Origin of the sequence: Paenarthrobacter sp. NPDC057355, assembly GCF_042667405.1 — a bacterium.
Lineage (GTDB): Bacteria > Actinomycetota > Actinomycetes > Actinomycetales > Micrococcaceae > Arthrobacter.
In genome coordinates, this window is record NZ_JBHVAL010000002.1 from 260,986 (window position 1) to 286,896 (window position 25,911).

Sequence of the window (25,911 nt, forward strand, 5' to 3'; positions counted from 1 at the left end):
TAGGCCTGGCCATCAGCTGCCCTTCAGGGCAGTGGCAACAATCCTCTCCAGGGCCTCGGCGCTGCCGAGATCGTGCGGGCGCACCACGGCATCCTCCGCTACGTAGTAGAACGCAGCACTGACGTCTTCGAGGGGCACGTCCTTAAGGCGTGACCACGCCAGACGGTACACAGCAAGCTGTACTGCACGTGTTGCCAGTTGCTTACCGGCGGGACGTCGGCCTGTCTTCCAGTCAATAAGCTGCCATCGGCCATCGGCGTCGCGGAATACCGCATCTATCCGGCCGCGGACCACGACATCGCCGATACGGGTCTCCACGGGCACTTCGACGAAAGCAGGGGCGCGCTGCGCCCACTCGGATTGCTTGAACGCGGCCACCATGTGGTCCAGCCCATAGGCCTCGTCAATGTGGGAGTCCGAGCCAGGTGCTTCGTCAAGGTCCAGCATCCCGGTGGTACCGAAGTACTCCTCCACCCAAGCGTGGAACGCCGTACCCTTCCGCGCGGAGATCCCGGGTTCCCTCGGAACGGGCCTGCGGAGTTGGGACAGGACAGCGGCCGGGTTGTCTCCGAGATCAACGAAAAGCGATGCGGAGATATGGCTTGGCAAGTGGATGTCGTGGATGTTCTTCCGCAGCCGTTGCCGTTCCAGCAGCAGTTCAGCCTCTTGTGACCATCGCCCGGCAATACCGTTCAGGGAGGAGGGCTCTTGGGAGGACGAAAGAGTTTGCAGCCCGGGATCTTCCATGTAAGTACGGACCATTGCTGCAGCCCTGTCCATGGCCTCGCGACGACCAGGTGCCAGTCTGAGACGGGCTCCGGTCCGGGGGTCCGATGGCCCTTCAAGGGGATCGTAGGGAAATTGGGCTACCTCGAGGGCAGCTGTCAGGGGGCTGGTATCGGGCAACGATTCCTCAGCTACTGACTCCGGGTGGACCACGGCGCCGGGCAGGCGGCGACCGTTTCCTTCGAGGTGCTGTCCCGCCTCCGCAAGGGGCGCCAGCTCCGATAGGAACGCAGACATGTCGGCTATTCCCGAGCGCGACCCATTCCACGCCGCGCTGGAGGCCCACAAGACGAACTTTGCCCTGGTGTAGGCAACGTAGGCGAGCCGTCGTTCCTCCGCTTCACCGTGGTGCTGGACCTCTGACTTGAAGTCCTTCTCCGCGTCCAGCCAGCCCTTTTGGTCAGGTTGGTCCAGATCCCATTGAGGGAGGTCGGCGCGATCTCCACGCAGAGGCCATGGCAGGGCCGCGGCCCCGGTGCTCCATCGGGAGTCCCTGTTGCTGGGGAAGGAACCAGCGTTGAGGCCGGGTACAAAGACAACGTCCCATTCCAGGCCTTTGGAGGCGTGCACGGTCAGCAACTGCACGGCCTCACGATTGGTGTCGGCAGGAGCGATGTCCAGGCCGCCCTCCTCGGAGGCTGCTGCTTCCAGCCAGGACAGGAACGCGAGAAGGTCAATCCGCTGGGCGGTTTGAAGGAATCCCGCAGCAGCGTCCTGGAAGGCATCCAAATTACGCCGCGCCTGGTGGATGCTGACTCCAGGCTTGGCAGCGACTTCAATGTCAAGGAGCATGGCACGCTCCACCTCGCCCAGCAGCGTCGTGAGGTCGTCGCCGATAAAGCTCCGCAACGAGCGCAGCTCTGCGGCCAGGCTGCTCAGCCGTTCCAGGGCGGTGTCGCTGATGCTGCGTCCAGGCCCGGACGTCCAACCCGGCTTCGGCAGGTAGTCCAGGGCCTCCACCAAACTGGCGGCATCGGTGATATCGCTTTCGACAACCACGGCCGACGCCTCCTCATTAGCATCGAGGGCCTCGCCTTGGGAATCCGGAGCGGCCCGTCGACGGGCCAGGAACCGCGACCAGTCGCTGAAGGCCATCAGGTCCGCCGGCCCGATCCGCCAGCGCGCGCCGGAGAGCAGCCTCATCAAAGCATCGGACCGTCCCGGATCGGCCAGCACCCGCAGGGTGGCCACGAGGTCGACCACCTCGGGAGTATCGAGCAAACCACCAAGCCCGACGATCTCGTAAGCGATTCCCTGCAGTTCGAACTCCCGGCGGAGACACTCCATCTGAGCCCTTCGACGGCAGAGAACGGCCATGGTCGGCTTCACTGGAGTGCCGTCCTGCTCTTCCTCAAACACTGTCCGCTGGTACCGCCGGACATCCCGGACGATTGCTGCGGCCTCGTCCTCGTCCGTTCCGAAGCGGCCGATCACTACACTCCCGTCCACGGCGGCCGGGCTGGGAACCAGCGGTGGGACGGAGACGTTCCCCGGATGCCCCTTCTCCCCCGGTGCCGCATCGGTGGCAGCAGCTTTGTTCAAGGGTGCGGCGATGGTGTTGGCGGCCTGAAGGATGTTCCGCCCGTTCCGCCACGCCGTGGTCAGGTACGAGGTAGGGGCCACCGAATAAGAGTCCGGGCCGCCGTGCCCGTCCTTGCGGACAACCGGAAATTCCTGCACGAAATGGAAGAGCTGCCCGGCGGAAGCACCGCGGAATCCGTATATGGATTGGTTCGGGTCACCCACGGCCGTGACAGCGTGGCCTTGCCCGAAAAGCCGGGAGAACAGAACCAGCTGGGCATGGGAGGTGTCCTGGAACTCGTCCAACAGCACAACCTTGTAGCGGGCGCGTTCGGTGGCAGCAGCCAGGGGAATGTCCCGCGCAATCCGGGCAGCCAGGGCAACGAGGTCCCCGAAATCCAGGACGCCGCGTTGGCGCTTGGCTTCCTGGTAGCGCACCACCATGTCCGCCACGCTGGCGCGGGTCCGCAGCATGGCGGCCAGATTTCCCGCGGCCTGAGTGGGATTCTTCTTTGCACCCGCTGTGTAGGGAAGCTGTTCAAAGCCGTTGACGCGTTCAAGCACCCATTCACGCACCAACGCCGGATCCTGGAGATGTTCGGCGCACTCCCCGGCCAGCTGGATAACACCGTTGACCAAGGTGGACTTGGCCGCGGTGAAGTGCTCGTAGTCGCCGTCGTAGGCCTCCACGACCTCGCTGGCCAACTGCCACGACTGCGCGCCACCGAGCAAGACGACGTCGCGCTCGATCCCCAACCGCAGGCCGTAATCGGACACGATTCCGCTGGCATAGGAATGGTAGGTGGATACCCTGGGCTCCAGGTCATCGGCACCCAGCAGTCCCTGCGGAAATCCGATCCTGCCATCGTCCTCGGCAGCAACGCGCTGCAGCGTTGCAAGCTTGCTCCGGATCCGGCTGGCCAGCTCTCCCGCGGCCTTGCGCGTGAACGTTACGCCAAGGACCTCCTCCGGACGAACCCAGCCGTTGGCCACAAGCCACACCACACGGTCGGCCATTGTGGCAGTCTTGCCCGAACCTGCTCCCGCAATGACCAGACGCGGTGTCAAAGGAGAAGCAATGATGTCGGATTGTTCCGCGGTGGGACGGTTCTTCTCGCCCAGGATGCCCGCCAGTTCCGAAGGGCTGAAGCGGGGTTCCGGGAGGTCAGCCCCAACGACGGAAGAAGACAGGCCCCCAAGTCCGTCCAGAAGTTCGGTACTCATTCTGTGACCTGCTTTCCTCGGGCGCACAACGGGCAAATATCCGGCAGCCGGCAACCATGCCCGCCGTGGCTTCCCTTGCCGGGATCGTGCCTTGCTTCGAACGTTGCCCCGGCCATCAAGACGGCGGCCCCATTGACGAGGCCTTCCGCCCAGTTGTCCTCCGGGTCCAAAGGATCCTGCTGCTGAACGGCGGGACTCTTGGTCGTGGTTCCGAGCTGGGCCAACACCGCACCACCAGGGACCAGGGCTGTGGCGGGCTCATCGCCTGCATCTTGCCCCGCTGGTAAGGCGTCCCGGAACGCACCTTTCAAGACCGCAGCCTGATAGGCACCCAATTGGGGATGGTTGGCGACCTCCGCCTTGCCAGGTTGCCTCTTGCCGGTTTTGAGGTCGACTATGACCAGTCTCCCCTCAGCGTCAATCTCCAAACGGTCCACCTGGCCGCGCAGCACGGCATGGCGTTGAAGAGGCCCGGCGTCAGTATCTCCGGCGCCTGCTTCAAGCAGCACGTCGGGAAGTGCGACGTCGAAGTCGTGCTCGACTGCCAACAGGCTCCTGCCTTCGCTGCGCATGATGAGGACATACTGGGCCAGCTTTCGGACCATCAGCTCAGCCCGCTGGTAGTCCAGTTTGCCCTCCCAGTTGTCCTTCATGCCCAACGTGGGCCAGCGGCGGACCAGTTCGGCTACGTACTCTCCTCCGGAGGCTTCGGGCAGGTCCTGGGCGATGCTGTGGACCAGCGTGCCGAGGCTTCGGGCGAAGTCGGTGGCGGCCTCGCCTCCGGCGGCCTGGACAAACCAGTCCAACGGGGATTTGTGGACGGCTTCGACCTTTGACGGTGAAACCGACACTGTACCTCCCGGGGGTACCACAGGGTCCGTCGAACTCAGGGCCGCCAGCCCCCACCATGTGTCCGGGTTCGCGCCCGGCACTGGAGGCTCGGTGCCGGCGAGCCTGGCCAGAATCCTCGCCGCCTCCTGGGTGGTTTGGAGATCCTGGCCGGAAGAGTCATCCAACTGGACATGCTGCCGTAGTTCGGCCACAAGAGCACGCAGCGTCATGGGCCTGTCTACAGGGGTATAGCCTCGCTTGTATTCCCCCTGCTCCAAGGGAGCGACGTAGTCCAGGAATGCTGATGGTTGCTCATCCTCGGATGAAACGGCCGTGCAGATCAGGACCTCGCGGGCGCGGGAGACGGCAGTGGAGAAACTCCGGAGTTCGTCGTAGCGGATGTCCCGGAGCCGGCTGAGCGGGCCGCGGCCCAGGGCGTACTCCACGCCGTGTTCCACCGCGTCCGCATACACAGTGCTGCCCAGCAGTTCACCGCGCAGGCGGGTATTCGGCCAGACTCCTTCCTGCAGACCAGCGACAATTACCACCGGCCATTCGCGCCCGGCAGCGCTGGCCGGCGTCATGATTTCCACGCAGTCCTCAAGCTGCGCGCGGGCTGCCAAGGTGTCCATGGGCAGCTCCTGGTTCAACAGATAGTCCAGAAACTGCTCGGGGCCGGAACCCGGGAGCTGGTCCACGTACCGTTCTGCAGTGTGGAACAGTGCCATCATGGCATCAAGGTCCCGATCGGCGCGGGCCCCGCCGGCACCGCCTTCCAAAGCGGCTTCTGCCCATCGAGAAGACAGACCCGTTGCTTGCCACAACGCCCAGAGGACGGACTCGGCATTGGCCCCGGGCTCAGTGGCCGCTGCGGTGCCGGCCGCGATCATCCGGGAAAGCCTGCGGGCCGCGCTCCCTTCGATTCCCATTGAGGCCAATGCTCCCGGTTCCAGCAGGGCCTCAACCAGCAGTGAGTCACTGGACCGGCCGCCACCTCCGAGCAGCTCCTCACGACGAAGCGACTGCCGCAGGCGTCGCAACTCAATGGCAGTGGCCCCGCCGATCCGGGAGGTGAGCAAGGAGACAGCCGTCTCGGGAGTCAGCTTGGCGGGGTCCAACACAACGGCGAAAGCCTCAAGGAGGGGTCGGACGGCGACTTCGTCGCGTACCGCGGAGTCTGCTACGGGAACCCGCACAGGTATGCCCTGCCCGCCGAGGTAGCGCTGCAACTGCGAGATTTGCCCGCCGTTGCGGACGATCACCGCGATGTCGCTGAACTCCCGTCCCTCCCGTAGCTGGGCTTCAAGAATCCGCTGCGCAACATAGCGCATTTCATGGACCGCGGACGGCAGCACATGGCCTTCCACCCGGCCTTGTGCCACCGTTGTCCGGCTGGCATCGCCGGAGTGCGAGGGCTGCTCCATTTGCCGGGCAAGCTGGCCGCCGGACCGCTGGGAGATGCGCGCCGCTACCCGGATCCAGGCCTCAGCGATTGCAGGAGCGTGGCGGTGCGTGACGGACAAAGGACGTTCCAGGACCACGCGCTCCGGACCTCCCAGCAGGGACGGTAACTCCGCTACAAGATCGGGCCGTGCGCCACGGAAGCCCTGCACGACGGTATCCGGCGAGTAGGTCACCACGGCGTCCTTGCCCTCTGCTACATCGGCCAGGAGCTCGAAGACCGCCGGATTGGATTCCTGGGCGTCGTCCACCAGGAAAAGCTGGATTCTCCTCCGCTCTTCGGCCAGGAAGTCCGGGGACTCCTGGAAGATCTGACGCGCGGTGGTGATGATCCCGGCCGGGTCGAAGGCCTCCGGCATGCGGAGGTCGAGGACGTCCCTGTATTCGCTGTACAGCTCGGCGGCAGCCATCCAGTCCGGTCTGCCGCATTCGTAGGCCAGGCCAACCAGGTCATCGGCTGTACGGCCGGATTCGATGATGCGATCGAACAGCTGGCGGATCTCGTGGCGGAAACCGCGGGTGGGAAGGGCTGCTGCCAGGTCATCCGGCCATGGGAGTCCGAAGCCCGGACGGGCGTGGCCTTCCAGCAGTTCCTTGATAATGAGGTCCTGCTCCGGGCCGGACAAGAGCTTCGGCGGCCGAGCGAGCGGCAGGACACCTTCGGCTTTGGCGCGTCGGATGATATCGAAGGCATACGACGCCCAGGTGCGGGCCGGCGTCGTACTTAAACTGCGGTCCAGGCGACCCGTAAAGGTGTCCCGCAAGGCCGCCGCAGCATGGCGTCCCGGGGCAAGGATGAGTACTTGTCCGGGGTCCAGGCCGTCATGCACACGGCGGACGGCCGACTCCACGAGCACGGTGGACTTCCCGGTTCCAGGGCCTCCGGGTACGAGGATCGGTCCACTCCCCTGTGGCAGCGAGACCACAGCCTCCTGGTCCGGCGACAGGGCGGGTGCCGCGTAGTGGGTTTCCCGCGGCGGCAGCAGCCGAAGGGCTGCGGATGCTTGGCGTATTTTGGCAGGAGTCGCGGTCACACAGTCATTTCATCATCGGGCACCGACAATATATGGCGTTGACGCTCCAACTGGTCGGAGATCACATCAAGTTGGTCAAAATCATTGTCCGTGGGAGCCCATCGGGCCAGGGCAAGGTCCACCCGCCAGCGGCCTTCTCCGGTGAGCATGAACGCCTTGTACGCGCCATGCAGCGGGGTGGACTCTTCCAGATAATGCTTCAGGGCGTCGGCCTCGTGGCCGGGGGGCGCTTCACCACTGGCCCGCAGGACCCGCCACCAGGCCACTGCGCTCCCATAGTGGCTCATGACGGCGCCAACCTGCCGGGGCCCGCCTGAGCCGAGGAGCTCGGCGACGTCGCCGTAGGACACTGCCGAGCCTGGCGGTACGAGGTCCACGACGGCCAGGACCGCCGTTACGTACTCCATCCGCATGTGTTCAGCCTAACGTCAGGAGTGTCGTACCCAATAGTGTCGGGGCCAGCCGGTAGCGTGAAAAACATGAGCTCCTGGAACACCCACTCCCGCGCCGCATTCGATCTTGAGACCACCGGGAAGAACTCCCGATCGGCACGGATTGTCACCGCTTCCATCACCGTAGTGGATGCCCGCGGGGAACTCATCGCGGAGCACGAGTGGTTGGCGGATCCAGGCGTCGAAATCCCTGCGGAAGCCAGCGAAGTGCATGGCGTCACCACGGAAAAGGCGAGGGCTGAAGGGCGGCCGGCAGCGGAGGTAACCCGTGAGGTCGCCGGGGTACTGCAGGAACTGTTCGACGCCGGAACTCCCGTTATCGCTTTCAACGCCAGTTACGATTTCACCGTGCTGGCGGCCGAATCCGCTCGCTACGGCGTCCCTCAGCTCAGCCGCTTCCCGGTTCTCGATCCCTATGTCATGAACAAGCAGGTTGACCGGTACCGCAAGGGCAAACGGACGCTGACCGCCCTGTGCGAGGAGTACGGCGTCGATCTGACAAACGCCCACACCTCCGCCGCGGATGCCCTTGCCACTCTCCGGGTCCTGGACGCCATGGCCGGCAAGTTCCCCAAGCTACAGATGCCGGCTTCAACGCTGCACCAGCTCCAAGTAGACTGGGCGGCGTCGCAGGCTGCCGATTTCCAGCAGTATCTGCGCCGTAGCAAGCCCACTGCGGTCATCGAGGGTGAGTGGCCGGTGCTTCCTCCCGTGGATGCAAGCCGCGGGGGCTTCTAGACGCGCCAATCGAAAGACTCTCTGCGACGCAAGTCACAAGATTTTCGGGAACCCCGATTCCCCTCGGCCTTCAGGCGTGGATTCCACCACAGCAGCCCCTTCCGAAACACTGTGGCGGGCAAGTGACCGTCTGAGGAAGATAGTTCGGAGAAATCGAGGGTGTGCACCCATTTATTCGATTCACGGCGAGCTGGTGCGCTGGTGACATAATTAAGTTTGGCGGGTTGAAGTCTGCTAGGACAGCCAACTCTTGTGGAGCTGCCATTTCCCCGCCCACCGCGAAACGTCTCCGTGACCCGATGAAAGTGATTTCTTCATGAAATTCAAAGCCCCTAAGTGGCTGTCTGTCGCTCCTGTGGCCGCAGCCCTGGTGATTTCCCTGGCAGCCTGCGGCGGAGGAAGCTCCCAGCCCAGCGGAACACCCACTGACGCACTCGCCGGAAGCGACCAGAAGTCGTTGGACAGCTTCACCACCGCTGATGTCACTCCACTGGACAAGATCGACAAGTCCAAGCTGGGCCTCATCACCGACGGCACAATCCGCGTCGGCACTCTGTCCGATGCCCCGCCGAACATCTTCATCGATCCTTCCGGCAAGTTCACCGGCTACGACAACGAGCTCCTGCGCGCCATCGGCGACAAGCTGGGCCTCAAGGTCGAGTTCGCTTCTACCGACTTCTCCGCGTTGCTGTCCCAGGTGGGCAACAAGCAGTTCGACGTCGGATCCTCCTCGATCTCCACCACCGACGCCCGTCGCAAGACGGTTGGCTTCACCAACGGCTACGACTTCGGCTACATGGCCGTCGTGACCAAGAGCGACTCCAAGGTCACCGGCTTCGGCGACATCAAGGAAGGCCTCCGCATCGGCGTCGTCCAGGGCACCGTCCAGGATGACTACATGACGAACACCCTCAAGATTGAACCGGTACGTTTCCCCGACTACAACACCGTCTACGGCAACGTGAAGAACGGCCAGATCGACGCTTGGGTTGCCCCCTCCCAGCAGGCCGAAGGTCAGGTCAAGGAAGGCGACAACACCAAGATCGCCGAGAAGGTTGTCAACACCCAGAACTTCACCGCCTACGCCGTGAACAAGGACAACAAGCCGCTGATCGACGCCCTGAACTCCGGTCTGGACGCGGTCATCGCTGACGGCACGTGGGCCAAGCTCACCGCCGAGTGGTACAAGGACCGCCCGACGGCTGCCGAGCAGACCCCCCAGGGTTGGAAGCCGGGCAGCAAGGCCGTCCAGCTCCCCGCAAAGTAACCAAGGCGTTCCATGGATATCCTCAATCAACTTGTCGAGACCTTCTTTGACTGGGAGGCAATGGGCGAAGTCATCCCCAAGATGTTCGCCGTCGGCCTGCCCAACACCATCGTCCTGGCCGTCGTCTCGGGCATCATCGGGACCGCCCTCGGGATGCTGCTCGCCCTGATGGGGATTTCCCGGAACGCAGCAGCACGGTGGGTGGCCCGCATTTACACGGACATTCTCCGCGGGCTCCCTCCCGTGCTGACCATCCTGGTGATCGGTTTCGGTTTCGGCCCGATCATTCGTGAACTCACGGGCTCCACGAGCCCGTACCCCATGGCCATCGCAGCGTTGTCCTTGATGTCCGGGGCGTATATTGGCGAGATTTTCCGGTCCGGTATCCAGAGCGTGGACAAGGGCCAGCTTGAGGCCACCCGCGCGCTGGGGTTCAGCTATGCCTCGTCCATGCGGCTCGTAGTGGTTCCCCAGGGTATCCGTCGCGTGCTGCCGGCGTTGGTCAACCAGTTCATTGCGTTGATCAAGGAATCATCCTTGGTCTTCATGCTCGGCCTGCTGGCGACTGAGCGCGAAATCTTCCAGATCGGCAAGGATGCAGCTGCCAACAGCGGCAACCTGTCACCGTACGTCGCGGCAGCCATCTTCTACCTGGCAATAACGATCCCGCTCACGCACTTCGTGAACTTCATTGATGCCCGCATGCGCGCCGGTCGCCCGGAGAAGAAAGAACCGGATGAGGCCGCAGCAGTGGTTGGAAAAGGAGCCCAGGCATGAGTGAATTCGCTTCAGGTTCGCTGACCGCCAAGAACATCCACTTGTCGTTCGGCAGCAACCATGTGCTGCGCGGCATCGACCTGCACGTCGAGAAGGGCACCACGGCCTCGGTCATCGGTCCCTCGGGCTCGGGCAAGTCCACCCTCCTCCGCGTGATGAACCGGCTCATCGAGCCGGACCAGGGTGACATCCTGCTGGATGGGAAGTCCGTACTGAAGGACAACCCTGACGAACTGCGCCGCCGTATCGGCATGGTTTTCCAACAGTTCAACCTGTTCCCGCACAAGACAGTGGCCGAGAACATTACCCTCGCACTGCGCAAGCTCCGCGGAATGTCCAAGGATCAGGCCCGCGAAGAGGCACTGGCCCAGCTGGACTTGGTGGGTTTGAAGCACAAGGCCGACTCGCGTCCTGCCAACCTCTCCGGAGGCCAGCAGCAACGTGTCGCCATCGCCCGCGCGCTGGCCATGAAGCCCGAGGTCATGTTCTTCGACGAGGCCACATCGGCCCTGGACCCTGAGCTCGTCAAGGGCGTTCTGGCCCTCATGACGGACCTTGCCCAGGGCGGCATGACCATGGTAGTGGTAACCCACGAGATGGGCTTCTCCCGCAACGTCTCCGACGTCGTAACCTTCATGGACGCAGGCGTGGTGGTTGAATCCGGTCCCCCGGAACAGCTGTTCACCAACCCGCAGACCGAACGGCTTCAGGGATTCCTCTCGGACGTTCTCTAGCCAGGACAAAGCCCAAGCGACAAAGAACCCCGTTTCCCTCCAATCACCAGTAGGTGGAGGGAAACGGGGTTCTTTGCTGTGCCTATTTTCCGGCTTTGACGCGCAACACGGTGAGGGCCGCGGCGTCGACCTTGGCACGGAAGGCCGGGTCTGCCTGGGCCTTCTTCACCACCGCCTGGTGCATTGCGGGAATGCTGGTGGGATCGGCGCAGACCAGCATGGTGCCTCCGGCAGTGAAGAAGTTCAGGGCACGATCGGCGTCGGACCAACCCTCCAACTGCGCAGCACTGCAGAGGTCATCCGAGAGGACAATGCCCGTGAAACCGGCATCCTTCCGCAGCATGGTGTCCATGATCGCAGTGGAGAAGGGCGCAATGTTGGCCGGATCAATCTTGTCGTAAAAGGCATTGGAGACCATGACCCACTGCGTCCCTGACTCGATGGCCGCTTTGAATGGCTCCAATGCAGGATCCGTCCGGGTGGTGGCAGTGTCCCGCACGTGGCTGGTGACATCGGTGTTGGGCACCACGCGCCCCAGGCCTGGGAAGTGCTTGACCACGGGGGCCACCCCGGCGTCCTTCATCCCAGCGGCGAAGGCATTCCCAAGCTCCGAGACCGTATCGGGTGCATAGCCGTACTCACGCTGGAAATGGCCTATGGGTCCGTTGGACGGCGCAAACTGCGGACTCGTCACTGTATCCAGCACCGGGGCAAGGTTGACGTTGACACCGACGCTGCTAAGTTCCTTCCCCCACAATTCGGCGTCCGACCGGATTTTCGCCGCTCCTGATGAAGCCTGGACCAGCGCGGTTGGCATGGTGGAGAACCCGGGACCGGAGAGAACCTGGACGAATCCGCCCTCCTGGTCTGTGGCGACGAAGAGCGGCACACCGCCGGTCGTCGCAGGGGAAACCGTCCCCGTCAGCGAGGAAACAACCGCCGCAGTCGTGGTCGCCCCGGCCTTGCTTCGGCCACTGAGGTACACATTTCCGGCGTGGTACTTCTTCAACGCTTCCATGGTGGCGGGTTCAGCACCGGTAGCTTTTGCCGCCACCATGAACAGCTGCCCTACGCGCTGCTCAAGAGTCAGGGCAGCGAGTTGTTGCTCGGCCGCGGATGCAGTGGGGGTGGCAGGTGCCGGCACCTGGGGTGTCGCAGTTGAGGTAGCGGAGGGACTGGTGCTCGTGGGCGCGGTCGACGCGGTGGGCTGCGATGACGACGGCGACGGCGATGTACCTTCCGCAGAGGACGGACCGCCGGATGCCGTCCCGGCAGAACAGCCTGACGCCATGGCGATCAAGGCTCCAGCGGCGGCGATGCTCATACTGAGGGATGCAATGGTGTTGGACTTGCGCATGGTAAACCGTGAGTTCGTTGGGGGGTTGGGTTTCCACTTACGAGCCTACCCTGATTGGAGACAACAATGCCCGGGACCGCAGCCCGTCCAAGCGCTGCGGTCCCGGGCAGAGGACAAACTAGGCCGAAGCCGCCGCCTTGGCAGCAGCCGGGAGGGCCTCGATGATGCGGTTCATGGCAGCGTCGTCGTGGGCTGCGGACAGGAACCAGGCCTCGAAGACCGACGGCGGAAGGTAGACACCGGAATCCAACATGGAGTGGAAGAACGGTGCGTAGCGGAAGCTTTCCTGGCCCTGGGCGTCGTCGTAGTTGTGAACGCCGTGGGCCGAAGTCCCGAAGGCAACCGAGAACAGGTTCCCCGCCCGCTGGATGGAGTGGTCAACCCCCTCAGCATCAAGGGCCGAGGAGAGTGCGGCCGAGAGTTCCAGCGACCGGGCATCCACGTAGGCGTAAACGTCGGGCGTTGCGTGGCTCAGCGTCGCGACGCCTGCGGCCATGGCCACGGGGTTCCCGGACAACGTACCGGCCTGGTAGACCGGACCAACGGGAGCGAGGCAGTCCATGACGTCGGCGCGGCCGCCGAGTGCCGCCGTCGGCATTCCGCCGCCGATGACCTTGCCGAAGGTGAGCAGGTCGGGAGCCCAGCCTTCCTGGCGGCCGGTCAGGCCCCAGTAGCCCGCGTAGCCGGTGCGGAATCCGGTCAGGACCTCGTCGAGGATCAGGAGGGCACCGTGTTCCTTGGTGATGCGGGACAGTCCGGCGTTGAAACCCTCCCCCGGAGTAACGACGCCCATGTTGGCCGGGGCTGCTTCGGTGATGACGGCAGCGATGTTCTTGCCGTGGGCCGCGAAGGCGGCCTCAACGGCGTCGAGGTCGTTGTAGGGCAGCACCAAAGTCTCGGCCGCGGTAGCTTCGGTGACACCGGCCGATCCCGGCAACGCCAGGGTGGCGACGCCGGAGCCTGCAGCGGCAAGCAATCCGTCCAGGTGGCCGTGGTAGCAGCCGGCGAATTTGATGATCAGGTTCCGGCCGGTGTAACCGCGGGCCAGGCGCACAGCCGTCATGGTCGCTTCAGTGCCGGTGGACACCATCCGCAAGCGTTCGACGGCGGAAACGCGGTCCTTGACGATCTCCGCCAGGTTGGCTTCATCAGGGGTGGAGGCGCCGAAGGAGAGCCCGCGGTCCACGGCTGCGTGCACGGCTTCGAGCACGGCCGGGTGTGCGTGACCGAGGAGTGCCGGGCCCCACGAACACACGAGGTCCACGTATTCCTGGCCGTCAGCGTCGGTGAGGTAGGCGCCCTTGGCGGAGACCATGAATTTCGGGTTTCCGCCCACGGAACCGAAGGCGCGCACCGGCGAGTTCACGCCGCCGGGCATCAGGGAGCGCGCGCGGTCGAAAAGCTGATCGGACACAGGGGTGTTTGACGTCATGGTTCCTATTCTTTCAGTGTTTCCAGGGCAGGCGTGCCCCCTGGCAGTAACGAGGGCCGTCAGGCCTAAGCCAGCAGCTCGGCAACCCGGGGAGCCACCTCGGTGCCGTAAAGCTCGATGCACCGCATCATGGACTGGTGGGGCAACGTGCCGTTGCTGTACTTGAGGTCGAAGCGATCGACTCCAAGGTTCCGCTTCAGCAGAGCAATCTTCTGCGCGACGGTCTCCGGCGAACCAACGTAAAGTGCACCTTCAGGACCGCACATGGCATCGAATTCGCCCCGGTTTCCCGGACCCCAGCCACGCTCTGCACCGATTCGGTTCCGCTGTTCAAGCCAATGCGGGAAGAGTTCCTCGCGGGCGGCCTCGTCGGTGTCGGCGATGAAGCCGGGAGAGTGCGTTGCAATCTGGCGCATCGGGTGACCGTACTTGGCCATCGCTTCGCGGTAGAGGTTGACCAAGGGGGCGAAGCGGCGGGGCTCTCCCCCAATGATCGCGAAGATGATGGGGTATCCGTATTCAGCGCAGCGCAACACTGATTCCGGTGTTCCGCCCACTCCGATCCAGGCCGGAAGCAGATGGTGCTGCAGCTTCGGATACACTTGCAGGCCACTGACGTTTGGCCGGGTGCGTCCCTCCCAATGCACCGGCTTTTGCACCCGTACCTTGTCGAAGAGTTCCAGCTTCTCTTCGAAGAGGACCTCGTAGTCCGCCAGGTCCAGGCCGAACAGCGGGAACGACTCGATGAACGATCCCCGCCCGAGCATCACTTCAGCCCGGCCATTCGAGATCGCGTCAACGGTAGCGAACCTTTGGAACACGCGGATGGGGTCATCGGAACTCAGGACAGTCACAGCCGAGCCAAGCCGGATCCGGGAGGTCACGGCGGCCGCCGCCGCCAGGAAGACCTCGGGCGCCGACACCGCGAAGTCGCGGCGGTGGTGCTCTCCCACACCGAACGCATGGATTCCGACGGCGTCAGCCAGCTTCGCTTCCTCCAGCAGCTCACGCAGGACTTGCGCGTGCTCCTTGGGGTTCCCCTCGGCGTCGAGCCCGGCATCACCGAAGGTGTTCAGCCCGAGGAGGATCTGGTCGGCAGCCACCGGTGCCGTGGGATCGGAGGGAACGGACGTCATCAGGACTCCTTCAGCCAGCCTGCCAGTTCGGAGGCCCAATAGGTCAGGACGGTATCGGCTCCGGCACGCTTGATCCCGAGCACCGATTCGGTGATGGCACCGCGCCGGTCGATCCAGCCGTTGGCGGCAGCCGCTTCGATCATGGCGTACTCACCCGAGATTTGATAGGCCGAGACCGGGACAGGGCTCATGGCAGCGACATCGGCAAGGATGTCGAGGTAGCTCATGGCCGGTTTGACCATCACCATGTCCGCACCTTCCTCGAGGTCGAGTTCAACCTCCAGGATGGCTTCACGGCGGTTGGCGGCGTCCATCTGGTAGGTGCGCCGGTCACCCTTGAGCTGCGAATCGACAGCCTCACGGAACGGGCCGTAGAAGGCTGAAGCGTACTTGGCGGCGTACGCCAAGACCGCGGTGTTTTTGTGGCCGGATTCCTCCAGGGCCTGGCGGATGACGGCGATCTGTCCGTCCATCATGCCCGAGGGCCCCAGCACATGGGCACCCGCATCGGCCTGTGCCACAGCCATTTGGGCGTAGATCTCCAAAGTTGCGTCGTTGTCGACGTAGCCCTCGGCGTCCAACACTCCGCAATGTCCGTGATCGGTGAACTCGTCGAGGCAAACGTCGCCCATGATGACAAGGTCGTCCCCAACTTCGGCTTTGACGTCCCGGATGGCTTTGTTGAGGACGCCGTCCGGGTCAAGGGATGCGGTGCCCCGGGCATCGCGGACCGCAGGCACACCGAACAGCATGATGCCGCCCACGCCAAGCCCGACGGCTTCGGCGGCTGCCCGCTTCAATGAGTCGGTGGTGTGCTGGACGACGCCGGGCATCGAGCTGATGGGACTTGGCTCCGTGAGGCCCTCACGGATGAAGGCCGGGAGGATCAGGTCGGCGGGAGCCAACCTGTTTTCAGCAGTGAGCCTGCGCATGGCGGGAGTGGTGCGCAAGCGGCGGGGACGGTGGTTCGGAAAGCTCATTGCGGATTCCCTTCGTTGGCGAAAACAGATTCCAAGGCGGCCACAATGCCGTCCGGTGTTGGTTCTTGGGCGGTGGCTGCCACGGTGATGCCGAGCCGGGAAGCTTCGGCCGCCGTCGGGCGTCCGATCGCGACGAAGCGGCTCCCACCCAGCGTCGGAAAGATGGCCGCCAGCCGCCGTGCGGCACTGGGTGAGGCGGCCACCACGGCGTCCATGGTCCCGGCGTCGAACGCCTTTCGGACGTCAGCTGGGTCCAGGACCGTTGGAGTCCTGTCCCCGGAATCTACGACGACGGCAGGTAACTGGGCGCCGAGGCGCATTTCCTCACGGGCCGGGTAATCGACAGTTTGATACGCAATGACTGTAGTGACATCCGCGTCCCTGGCGGCCAAGCCTTCCCTGAGGCCGGGTGCTGCGATATCGGCTTGCGGCAGGAAGACTCGCGAAGGCGTTGGTTCCCAGACCTCCAACAAGCCTTCGGCGGACTGGGCGCCGGCGGGAATCAAATCAACGGCGAGGCCAAGGGATTCGAGGACGTCACGGGAGGACGTGCCAACGGTGGCAACCCTGGTTCCGGTTGAAAGCAGCTCAGGAAGGGCCGCACCGCGTTCCGCGGCTTTCTCCACAAGGACCCTTACGGTGGTGATGCTGCTGATGACCAGCCAGTCAAAGTCCCCTGCGGAGAGCCTGTCCAGTCCTGCATCAAGGGCGGGCTGGTCCTGCGCTTTTTCGAAGTCGATCAATGGCAGGACCAGAGGCTCGGCCCCCAATCCGCTGAGGAGGGTGGCCAACGGACGGGCACGGTCGGCGCTCCTGGTGATCAGGATCCGCCGACCGGCCAAGCGTGTCTTGGCTTGCCCGGGCCTGGCGTGCCGGGTAGTGGCATGCCCGGCATCCGCTTGCTCAGGACGCTGCAAGGTCCGCGATCTCCGCGGCGCCCGCGGCCAGCAGAAGTTCGGCAACTTCGATGCCCAGCAGTGTGGCTCCCACTTCGGTCAATCCGTCGGTGGCTTTCTTCTCGCGGACAGTCTTGGTCCCATCCACTGCGCACACCACTGCCTCCAGGTGCAGCATGCTGCCCTTGCGGAAGGCGTAGGCACCAACGGGAGCCGCGCATCCGGCCTCGAGCCGGGCCAGCACCGCGCGTTCAGCCGTCACGGCGAGGCGGGTGTCGTCGTCGTTCAGTGCCGCAAGCGCCTGTGCCAGCACGCCGTTCGAACCCTGCGCAGGCGCGTCCTCTGTCCTGCATTCAATGGCCAAAGCGCCCTGTCCCGGCGCCGGCAGCATCACGTCGGTGCCGAAGAACTCGCTGACGGAGTCCAGCCGGTCGATCCGCTCCAAGCCCGCGGCAGCAAGCACCACGGCATCAAGGTCGCACGACTTGCCTGGGACAACCTCATCGGTCGCGTTTCCGGGAAGCCCGGGGACACGGCCGAGGCGGGTATCGACGTTGCCGCGGATATCCAGGACCTCGATGTCCGGGCGGGCCGCACGGAGTTGCGCCGCACGCCGGGGTGAACCGGTGCCAACTTTGGCTCCCGAGGGCAGCTGGGCAAGCGTCATGCCCTCACGCGCGCACAAAACGTCCCGGACGTCCACTCGGGTGGGGGTGGCGGCGATGGACAGTCCAAGCGCTGATCCCGTGGGGAGGTCCTTGAGCGAGTGCACCGCGACATCGCAGCTCTCCGCCAGCAAGGCATCCCGGAGAGCGGCAACAAACACACCGGTTCCGCCCATCTGGGAGAGGGACCCGGTTTTGACGTCGCCCTCGGTTTTGATATGCACCAGCTCCACAGGGAAGCCACCCACCGCAGCCAGCTTGTCTGCCGTTTGCTGTGTCTGCGTCAGGGCAAGCTTGCTGGCCCGGGTTCCGATGCGGACTGTCACTTGGCTGCCTCCGAAGCGGGGTAGGCATCGTGGCTGGTTCCCACGGTGGTTCCCACTTCGGCAATGACGGGCTTGGCACCCCGGAAGTTCTCGCAGCAGTTCGGACGGCAGACGTCGTACCAAGGACCCAGGTCCGTGACGTGGGGACGGTCCGGGATGTTGTTGGCCACGGTCCGCTCACAGATGAGGTCCACGAGTCCGGCAACGAAAGCCGCGTGCGTGCCCGGCGTCGGGACACGGGTTGCTGCAATGTCGAGGTTCTTGCAGGTCTCCAGTGCCTCGGTGTCGAGGTCCCAGGCAACTTCCATGTGGTCGCTGACGAAGCCAAGGGGAACAATGACCACACCGCGAACGCCTTGCGGAGCAATCTCTTCAAGGTGGTCGTTGATGTCCGGTTCGAGCCACGGAATGTGGGGAGCGCCGGAGCGCGACTGGTACACCAGGTCCCAGGCAACATTCGGCGCCACGACGTCCATGATGGCCTGGGCATTCGCCAGGTGCTGGGCTGCGTAGGCGGAGCCTTCGGCGAATTCGCGGGGTTCGTCTTCCGACCGGCCTGCAGCTTCAGCATCCCGGGTGGGGATGGAGTGGGTGGCAAACAGGACCCGGATCCTGGAGTCCGGGTCGGCTTCGCCTGCAGCTGCAAGCTTGCCCCGGACCTCTTCCAGTCCGGCAGCAGTTCCCTCCAGGAAGGGCTGGACGACGCCCGGGTGGTCGAAATACTGGCGGATCTTGTCCACCTGGAGCTTGCCGTCCAAACCGGTTTCGGTCAGCGCAATGCCGATGTCCTCGCGGTACTGGCGGCAGCTGGAGTAACAGGAGTAGATGCTGGTGGTGAGCATCAGGATGCGGCGGTGGCCGGCGTCGTAAGCGTCCTGAAGGACCGGCGCGATGTACGGATCCCAGTTACGGTTGCCCCACAGGACCGGCAGTTCGATGCCGCGCTTGGCCAGTTCGGCCTCGATTGCGGCCTTCAGTTCACGGTTCTGCTGGTTGATGGGACTGATGCCGCCAAAAGCGCGGTAGTGGTGCGAGACCTCTTCGAGGCGTTCGTCCGGGATTCCACGGCCACGCGTCACGTTGCGCAGGAAGGGAATGACGTCTTCCTGGCCTTCAGGACCACCGAAGGACGCCAGCAGCACGGCATCGTAGTCTTGGGGTGCTTGGCGGCCGCGTTCGGTGACTTCGTTCAGCTCGGTGGAGACGACTGGTGTGCTCACGCGAGGACCTCGGCAATCTCGGCTGCGGTGACACGGCGGCCGGTGTAGAAGGGGATTTCTTCACGGACGTGGTTGCGGGCATCGGTTGCGCGAAGGTGGCGCATGAGATCCACCAGGTCCACGAGTTCGGGAGCTTCAAGGCCCAGGATCCATTCCCAGTCGCCCAATGCGAAGGAGGAGACAGTGTTGGAGATGACCTGCGGGAACTCGCGGCCCAGCATGCCGTGCTCGCGGAGCATGGCGCCACGCTCTTCGGCGGGCAGGATGTACCACTCGTATGAGCGGACGAAGGGGTAGACACAGAGCCAGGTGCTGGGTTCAACCCCGCGGGCGTAAGCCGGGACGTGGCTCTTGGCGAACTCCGCTTCGCGGTGCACACCCATGGCCGACCAGACAATCTCGGTCCCGGCGAAGAGCTTGCTCCGGCGGATGGAGCGGACCGCTGCCTGCAGGTCTTCCGGCTTGGCGCCATGGAGCCACACCATGATGTCGGCGTCGGAGCGCATTGCCGAGACATCGTAGCTGCCGCGCAGGACTACTCCGTCAGCGGCCAGCTTTTCCACCAAGGCTTCGAATTCCTGGGCAGCATCGCCGCTGCGCAGGACGTCGGCCGAGCGCTTGAAAACAGTCCAGAGCGTAAAGAACTGCTCTTCGGTTTCAGCAGTTTTAGTGACAGATTCGACAGAAGTGTGGCTCATGGTTCAAGTTTGCCCCGTGCCGGCCCCTAAGTCGAAACGGATCAGTTCTACATGGCGTAGAAGTGACGTAAATCACGCAATGATTGCTTCCTCGCCGCTCCCCTGGGCGAGTTGCCGCCGCGTGTCAGCAACGACGGCCGCCAAGCCGTTTCCAGCCAACCAACCGCCAACCACCACCAAGTCCTCGGCAGCGGCACACACCTTCCTGACCTCGGCTACGCGCTGTTTGTGACCGACGGCGGCGAAGGGCAAGGCTCCCGCCCACCGGACTACATCCCAATCGACAACGTCACTGCCGGACACCGGCACCGTCAGCAGCTTCGAAGCATCTTCCAGCGCTGCAGCCAGGAGTGCGTCGTCGTCCAAGACCACATCTGCTCCCCCGCCGGCTTCTTCGCGACGACCATACGAAAGGCGCACCACATGCGTCCCGGGGCCGGCTTCCTCGGCCAGCCAGTCCCATTTGGCCGTGGCGTGGGTCAGTGCCTTGGCAGTGACGCCAGGGGTTTGCGGCGCCACCAGGATTCCGGTGCCTCGTGGCCGGCTATCCAGCTCAGGCAGGTCCACCACGAGCGTCACCAGGCTCACCAGTGGTCCTGGCGCGGGACGCAAGGCAGCCAAGGCAGGCACGGACTTCTCCAGCAGCCCGACGGCGGCCGGACCGTCCAGCGCAACCACCAACCGGCCGGCGTCGTACGTTGAACCGCCGGCGGCGACCCGCCAGCCGTCCCGGGTCTTCACTACGTCTTCGGCACGTTTGTCCGTCAGCAGCTCTGCGCCGCGGTCCCGGAGATCCGCTACCAGCGCGGTGACCAAAGTGTTCATGCCACCGTTCAAGCCGGCGACGGCGGAACCCGCCTTCGCCGGTCCGGCGCCGGCTTTCCGCTGTGCTGCTACGGCAGCGGCAAGCGAACCGTGCGTGCGAATGCCAGGCCGTAGTCCGGGTGCGACCATGTCCACGTCCAGAAGGCCGGGATCGGCAGAATGGACGCCACCGACCACCGGCGATACGAGCCGGTCCAGCACCTTCTTCCCCATCCGGGAGCGGACCAACGACGAGACACTCGTGACGTCCGAGGAAGTCCCGACGGTTGCCGGCAGCCAACGGTCAAAGGAGGCTCGCAAAGCCCCTGCGAACCCGAGTGAACGCCTCACTTCGGGGTCCCATGGGTTCGCGGGAATGCCCAGGACGCCGGTTTTGGGCAGTTCCTGCGGGCCATCGGGCAACTGGACCCATGCACCGCCGGGGTGGGGAGCAACGATCTGCTCCCCCAGGCCGAGTTCCGCGGCGAGGTCGGCTACGGCCGGGGACCGCGTGGCAAAGGACTCCGCACCGCTGTCCAGGCGCAAACCGGCAACCACATGGCTCCCGACGCAGCCTCCCCACGATCCGGTTGCTTCCAGCACGGTGACAGATGCCCCCGCCATGGCCAGTTCCCGCGCGGCCAGAAGACCGGAGATGCCACCGCCCACAACCACTGCCGTGGTGCCTGGCTTGTGCGTTGCGTGTCCGCCGCGCATGCGCCCCTACTTGGCGGGGATCGAGTGAATGAGCTCCACAACGCGCGTGAGCACTGTGGGATCGGTTTCCGGAGGTACTCCATGGCCAAGGTTGAGCACGTGGCCCGGGGCAGCGGAGCCGGCGGCGATGACTTCGCGGACATGCGCCTCCAGCACGTCCCAAGGGGCCGAAAGCAGCGCGGGATCGATGTTGCCCTGCAACGGAACTGTGCCGCCCAGGCGCCGGTTGGCTTCATCCAGCGGCAAGCGGTAGTCGACGCCGACGACGTCCACTCCGACGTCGCGCATGGCAACCAGGAGCTCGGACGTTCCGGTACCGAAGTGGACCAATGGAGCGCCCAGTCCACGGACGTGGTCCAGGGCGCGGGTGGAGGCAGGTGCAACGTACTTGGTGTAATCGGCCAGGCCCAGGGAACCGGCCCAGGAGTCAAAGAGTTGGCCTGCGGACGCGCCGGCTTCGAGCTGGGCTTGGAGGAACAGCCCTGAGGCGTCGGCAGCCCAGTTGGCCAAAGCAGTCCAGGTTTCAGGGTCGGCATGCATCATGGTCCGCGGGCCCAGGTGATCGCGGGACGGCTTTCCCTCCACCATGTAGGCGGCCAGCGTGAACGGCGCCCCGGCGAAACCGATCAGCGGGGTGCTGCCCAGCTCGGCAACCGTGAGGCGGACCGCTTCGCGAATGGGCTCCAGGGCTTCCCATGTCAGCGTTGGGAGTGCCGCCACGTCCTCGGCAGTCCTGACCGGCTTGTCCAGGACGGGACCGACACCCGGAACGATATCTACGCCAACGCCTGCCAGCTTAAGGGGAATGACGATATCCGAAAAGAAGATGGCGGCGTCAACGTCGTGGCGACGAACAGGCTGAAGCGTGATTTCGGAGGCCAGCTCCGGGCGCAAGCACGAGTCCAGCATCGCAACGCCCTCGCGGACTTTGAGGTACTCGGGCAGCGAGCGGCCAGCCTGGCGCATGAACCAGACAGGCCTGCGGGACGGCGTGCCGCCGCGGTAAGCGGTGATCAGCGGTGAGTCCGAAGTGCGGCCGTCCTTCAGCGGGTGATTGGCGTCGAGGCTACCCGGGGAGTTGGAGGCCGTACTCTGGGATGCTGCCGAGCTAGAAGTCATGCCTTTGATTGTGCCGAAAATCCGGAACAAAAGATAACGACAAGCTGTCACGTACCGCCCACCTGGGAGCGCTGTGGCGCGGATCACCGGACTCCGTGGGGAGACCCACGGTGCCATATTGTTCTACCGGGCTACGAAAAAGCTATGATTGGGGTGCTGTGGTTCTTTTCTCATTGGTGGCTACACACGCCGACATCGACCTCGAAACCGTCGCTCAGTTGAGCAACGGTTCCTCAGGGCTTGCCTCTGCGGCCCTCACCGAATCCCCCGTGGTGTCCGGAGCGGTGGTCCTCGCCACCTGCAACCGCTACGAGGTATACGGCGAAACGGCCAACGGTGATGACCTTGAAGCGGCCCGCTCCGCCCTTGTTTCCCGGATCAGCGAGCTGAGTGGCCTCAACGAACAACTCGTCTCCCGCTCCTTCGCTACCCACACCGGCCCCGAAGTTACCCGCCACCTCTTCGCGGTGAGCTCAGGCCTCGACTCTGCCGTGGTGGGTGAGCGTGAAATCGCCGGCCAAGTCCGCCGTGCACTTATTACCGCCCAGCAGGAAGGGACCGCCAGCTCCGGCCTCGTCCGTCTCTTCCAGGCGGCCTCCAAAACCGCCAAGGATGTCGGCGCCCAAACAGCGCTCGGCTCGCGTGGGTTGTCCATCGTCTCAGTTGCCCTGGACCTCGCCACGGACCTTGCCGAAAACGACGACTGGTCCACCAAGAAGGTCGTGGTCTTCGGAACCGGCGCCTACGCCGGCGCCACCATGTCCCTCCTTCGCGAACGCGGTTGCACGGAGATCTCCGTCTATTCGTCCTCGGGACGCGCGGAAGCCTTCGTCGCCACGCGCGGCGGAATCGCGCTCGACGCCGACACCCTCCCCACCGCTGTTGCCGAAGCGGACGTCATGATCGGCTGCAGCGGCTCGGACAACCGAGTGGAAGCCGCCGATCTTGCACGCGTAAGGGCCAACTCGGGCAAGCCGTTGATCGCCATCGACCTCGCCCTCACCCACGACTTCGATCCCGCGGTAGGAGAACTCGACGGCGTGGAACTGCTGACCCTTGAATCGGTTCGCCTCGCCGCGCCCCAGGAACAGGCAGAATCACTGTCCCAGGCCAGCGCGATCGTCACCGGCGCAGCCGCCTCTTTCGAGTCCGAACGTGAAGCCCGCTCCGTGGACACGGCCATCGTGGCCCTGCGGCGCCACACCATGAACGTCCTCGACGCCGAGATGGAGAAGGTCCGCGCCCGTCATGGCTGCACGGCCGCCGCCGAGGAGGTGGAGTTCGCGCTTCGCCGAATGGTCAAGCAACTGCTCCACATCCCCACCGTCCGGGCCCGCGAGCTTGCCGCCAATGGCCAGCAGGACGACTACGTCGCCGCCCTCGAGGCACTCTATGGGATCCAGGTGGAGCAACCGCAGGCAGCTGCCGCGGCCCCGGAATGCCCCGTGGACCACCAGCAACTCCGTTCTGAAAGCGCCTAGGCTCTTCCAGGCTCAGGCGAAGGCGTTCACCCCGGTCAGTTCCGCCGACAACGCCCACAGCCTTGCCGCGTCCTCTTTGTCGACAGCGTGGGCGTCAACTCCTTGGTAGCGTGCCAACGGCGACTCCTTGTCCGTGGGCTTGGCGATATCGCAATCCTCGCAGTAGACGCCGCCCTTGCCGTTGAGGGCCTCCGAGGTGGCTGCCCACACAGACGTAGCCGCACCCTGTTCGGGAGTCTTGAATCCTTCGCGGACGTTCCCCTGGGCATCCATCCAGCCCGCGGCCACCATTTCTTCCTCGGGCAGATGCCGCTGCAACTCTGTCATGATCCCGCCGGGATGGACGGCAAAGGCCCGCACGCCTGAGTCCCTGCCCAGGTGGTCGAGCTGCACGGCGAAGTGGGCGTTCGCGGTCTTCGCCTGGCCGTAGGCCTTCCACTTGTCATAGCCGGTGGTGAAGTTGATGTCGTCGAAGCGGATCGGAGAGAGCTTGTGTCCGGTCGATGACAATGAGACGACCCGCGCATTCCCTGCGGCCTGCAAAGCCGGCCACAACGTGTTGACCAGCGTGTAGTGCCCCAGATGGTTGGTGGCGAACTGGGCTTCCCACCCCGGCCCCACCCGTTGCTCCGGGCTGGCCATGATGGCGGCGTTGTTGATCAGGATGTCCAGTTTGTCGTGATTCTCCAGATAGCGCGCCGCAAACTCTTTCACGCTGTCCTGATCGGCAAGGTCCAGCTGTTCAACCCGGACGGACTCGGCCAGTCCGGCATCGGCAAGGACGGAACGGGCGTGTTCGAGCCGGCGTGCAGGAACCGTCACCTCAGCCCCGGCCGAAACCAAGGCCCGCACTGTTTCCAGGCCCAAGCCGGAGTAGCCGCCGGTGACGATCGCCGTCTTGCCCTTCAGGTTGATGCCGTCAATGACTTCCATGGCAGTGGAGTCGTGGCCGAAGCCGGAGCCGATGGGGCGTTGTTCTGTTTCAGACCGTTCTTCGCTCATGCTTGAGCTTCCCAGAGAAGCCTGGAAGCAGGCAATGAATCAGTAAACGGGCTTCCCTGGTTCCACCTGCCGCACCCAGGCGAGGATGCCGCCGTCGAGGTGTTTGACGCGGCTGTAGCCGGCCTTGCGGGCCGCTTCCAGCACCGCTGCCGAACGCGTTCCCGCCTTGCAATGGAACACGATGTCCTTGTCCTGCGGCAGCTCGACCCAGGCTTCACCGGACAGGATGCGGCCCTGCGGAATCAGGACCGAACCGTCGATGCTCACGATGCTGTGCTCTCCGGATTCGCGGACATCCACCAGCTCGAAGTCCCGCTCCCCCGATTCCCGCTCCGCAAGCATGGCGGCAAGCTCCGTCGCGGTCACCGTGTGGTCCTGGTCCGTTGCAGCGGCCGGCGTCACTCCGCAGAAGGCCTCGTAATCGGTCAATTCCGTGATGGGCTCGGCCTCCGGGTCCTTGGAAACCTTGATTTCCCGCCAGCTACCGCCCAATGCGTCGAACAGCGCCACACGCCCCAGCAGGGAACGCCCGACGCCGGTAATCAGCTTCACGGCTTCGGTCACCATGAGCGAACCCACCGCTGCGCACAGCATGCCAAAGACGCCGCCCTCACCGCAGGACGGCACCGAGCCTGCCGGAGGGGCTTCGGGGTAGAGATCCCGGTAGCTGGGTCCGTGTTGGGCCCAGAAGACGCTGACTTGGCCGTCGAAGCGGAAGATCGAACCCCACACATACGGCTTGCCAAGGATGGCCGCGGCATCGGCGACCAGGTACCGGGTGGCGAAGTTGTCCGCACCGTCCAGGATGAGGTCGTACTGGGCGAAAAGCTCCAGGGCGTTGGAAGAGTCCAGCCGGAGGTTGTGGAGAACCACATTCACCAACGGGTTCAGCTCTGCGATGGCATCACGGGCGGATTCGATCTTGGGCTTGCCTACATCCTTGACTCCGTGGATGACCTGGCGCTGCAGGTTGCTCAGGTCGACGTCGTCGTCGTCCACGATTCCGAGCGTTCCCACACCGGCCGCGGCCAGATACAGCAACGCGGGCGAGCCCAGGCCGCCGGCGCCGATGACAAGAACCTTCGCATTCTTGAGCCTGCGTTGGCCCACGGCTCCGATTTCGGGAATGATGAGATGCCGTGAGTACCGCTCCACCTCGGCCGGCGAGAGCCCGGCGGCCGGTTCGACGAGGGGTGGCAGGACTGTGGGCGCGGCGGAGTGGGCAGCAACAATTGAGGCCATACCCCAATGTA

20 protein-coding genes are annotated in these 25,911 nt (G+C 64.5%); 5 read left to right on the plus strand and 15 right to left on the minus strand.

What is annotated here, in order from left to right; all coding sequences use genetic code 11:
- Positions 1-12: 12 nt before the first annotated feature.
- The 3 genes from ACFUOZ_RS05095 to ACFUOZ_RS05105 are packed head-to-tail and all read right to left on the minus strand — an operon-like array spanning position 13 to position 7,270.
- Positions 13-3,531, minus strand: coding sequence for an ATP-dependent helicase (locus ACFUOZ_RS05095; protein ID WP_377545390.1), 3,519 nt, complete (start codon positions 3,529-3,531; stop codon positions 13-15).
- Complete coding sequence (locus tag ACFUOZ_RS05100; protein WP_377545392.1) at positions 3,528-6,857, minus strand: ATP-dependent helicase; 3,330 nt, start codon at positions 6,855-6,857, stop codon at positions 3,528-3,530. Before ACFUOZ_RS05100 ends, ACFUOZ_RS05095 begins: the two co-directional genes overlap by 4 nt.
- Complete coding sequence (locus ACFUOZ_RS05105; RefSeq protein WP_377545394.1) at positions 6,854-7,270, minus strand: MGMT family protein; 417 nt, start codon at positions 7,268-7,270, stop codon at positions 6,854-6,856. The genes ACFUOZ_RS05100 and ACFUOZ_RS05105 overlap by 4 nt, the downstream gene beginning before the upstream one ends.
- Before the next feature lie 66 nt (positions 7,271-7,336).
- Here ACFUOZ_RS05105 and ACFUOZ_RS05110 point away from each other — a divergent pair, with 66 nt between their 5' ends.
- From ACFUOZ_RS05110 to ACFUOZ_RS05125, 4 genes are all read left to right on the plus strand, one after another.
- The gene (locus ACFUOZ_RS05110) at positions 7,337-8,047 is read left to right on the plus strand and encodes a 3'-5' exonuclease (RefSeq protein WP_377545396.1); all 711 of its coding nucleotides are present in this window, start codon (positions 7,337-7,339) and stop codon (positions 8,045-8,047) included.
- Positions 8,048-8,363: 316 nt separating this feature from the next.
- On the plus strand, positions 8,364-9,314 hold the full coding sequence (locus ACFUOZ_RS05115; protein WP_377545398.1) for a transporter substrate-binding domain-containing protein: 951 nt from the start codon (positions 8,364-8,366) through the stop codon (positions 9,312-9,314).
- Positions 9,315-9,326: 12 nt separating this feature from the next.
- A complete protein-coding gene (locus ACFUOZ_RS05120; protein WP_377545400.1) occupies positions 9,327-10,091 on the plus strand; it encodes an amino acid ABC transporter permease in 765 nt (254 codons plus the stop codon).
- Entirely contained in the window at positions 10,088-10,825 is a 738-nt protein-coding gene (locus ACFUOZ_RS05125; protein ID WP_377545402.1) for an amino acid ABC transporter ATP-binding protein, read from the plus strand. The genes ACFUOZ_RS05120 and ACFUOZ_RS05125 overlap by 4 nt, the downstream gene beginning before the upstream one ends.
- A gap of 82 nt (positions 10,826-10,907) precedes the next feature.
- On the opposite strand, the gene ACFUOZ_RS05130 is transcribed toward ACFUOZ_RS05125, so the two are convergent.
- The 10 genes from ACFUOZ_RS05130 to hemE form a co-directional block, all read right to left on the minus strand.
- Positions 10,908-12,182: a glycoside hydrolase family 3 N-terminal domain-containing protein gene (locus ACFUOZ_RS05130; RefSeq protein ID WP_377545404.1), complete on the minus strand. Its 1,275-nt coding sequence runs from the start codon at positions 12,180-12,182 to the stop codon at positions 10,908-10,910.
- 118 nt (positions 12,183-12,300) lie between these two features.
- Positions 12,301-13,614, minus strand: coding sequence for a glutamate-1-semialdehyde 2,1-aminomutase (hemL, locus tag ACFUOZ_RS05135; protein WP_377545406.1), 1,314 nt, complete (start codon positions 13,612-13,614; stop codon positions 12,301-12,303).
- Positions 13,615-13,679: 65 nt separating this feature from the next.
- Complete coding sequence (locus ACFUOZ_RS05140) at positions 13,680-14,750, minus strand: LLM class flavin-dependent oxidoreductase (RefSeq protein WP_377545408.1); 1,071 nt, start codon at positions 14,748-14,750, stop codon at positions 13,680-13,682.
- A complete protein-coding gene (gene hemB / locus ACFUOZ_RS05145) occupies positions 14,750-15,730 on the minus strand; it encodes a porphobilinogen synthase (RefSeq protein ID WP_262275480.1) in 981 nt (326 codons plus the stop codon). Before hemB ends, ACFUOZ_RS05140 begins: the two co-directional genes overlap by 1 nt.
- The gene (locus tag ACFUOZ_RS05150; protein ID WP_377545559.1) at positions 15,727-16,572 is read right to left on the minus strand and encodes a uroporphyrinogen-III synthase; all 846 of its coding nucleotides are present in this window, start codon (positions 16,570-16,572) and stop codon (positions 15,727-15,729) included. Before ACFUOZ_RS05150 ends, hemB begins: the two co-directional genes overlap by 4 nt.
- Positions 16,573-16,633: 61 nt before the next feature.
- Positions 16,634-17,617, minus strand: a complete 984-nt coding sequence (gene hemC, locus ACFUOZ_RS05155) for a hydroxymethylbilane synthase (RefSeq protein WP_377545411.1) — start codon at positions 17,615-17,617, stop codon at positions 16,634-16,636.
- Complete coding sequence (locus tag ACFUOZ_RS05160; RefSeq protein ID WP_377545413.1) at positions 17,614-18,837, minus strand: ferrochelatase; 1,224 nt, start codon at positions 18,835-18,837, stop codon at positions 17,614-17,616. The genes hemC and ACFUOZ_RS05160 overlap by 4 nt, the downstream gene beginning before the upstream one ends.
- Positions 18,834-19,535, minus strand: coding sequence for a hydrogen peroxide-dependent heme synthase (gene hemQ, locus ACFUOZ_RS05165; protein ID WP_144659734.1), 702 nt, complete (start codon positions 19,533-19,535; stop codon positions 18,834-18,836). Before hemQ ends, ACFUOZ_RS05160 begins: the two co-directional genes overlap by 4 nt.
- 72 nt (positions 19,536-19,607) lie before the next feature.
- Positions 19,608-21,056 (minus strand): protoporphyrinogen oxidase, encoded by a 1,449-nt coding sequence (hemG, locus tag ACFUOZ_RS05170; RefSeq protein WP_377545415.1) that lies wholly within the window; start codon positions 21,054-21,056, stop codon positions 19,608-19,610.
- A gap of 6 nt (positions 21,057-21,062) precedes the next feature.
- Entirely contained in the window at positions 21,063-22,175 is a 1,113-nt protein-coding gene (gene hemE, locus ACFUOZ_RS05175; RefSeq protein WP_377545417.1) for a uroporphyrinogen decarboxylase, read from the minus strand.
- A 158-nt stretch (positions 22,176-22,333) separates the two neighbouring features.
- On the opposite strand from hemE, the gene ACFUOZ_RS05180 reads away from it, so the two are divergent.
- Positions 22,334-23,656, plus strand: coding sequence for a glutamyl-tRNA reductase (locus ACFUOZ_RS05180; RefSeq protein ID WP_377545419.1), 1,323 nt, complete (start codon positions 22,334-22,336; stop codon positions 23,654-23,656).
- Positions 23,657-23,668: 12 nt separating this feature from the next.
- Here ACFUOZ_RS05180 and ACFUOZ_RS05185 read toward each other — a convergent pair whose 3' ends face one another.
- Both ACFUOZ_RS05185 and moeB read right to left on the minus strand, forming a co-directional pair.
- Positions 23,669-24,658: an SDR family NAD(P)-dependent oxidoreductase gene (locus ACFUOZ_RS05185; RefSeq protein WP_377545421.1), complete on the minus strand. Its 990-nt coding sequence runs from the start codon at positions 24,656-24,658 to the stop codon at positions 23,669-23,671.
- Positions 24,659-24,697: 39 nt separating this feature from the next.
- Entirely contained in the window at positions 24,698-25,900 is a 1,203-nt protein-coding gene (gene moeB / locus ACFUOZ_RS05190) for a molybdopterin-synthase adenylyltransferase MoeB (protein WP_377545423.1), read from the minus strand.
- Between the last annotated feature and the right edge of the window lie 11 nt (positions 25,901-25,911).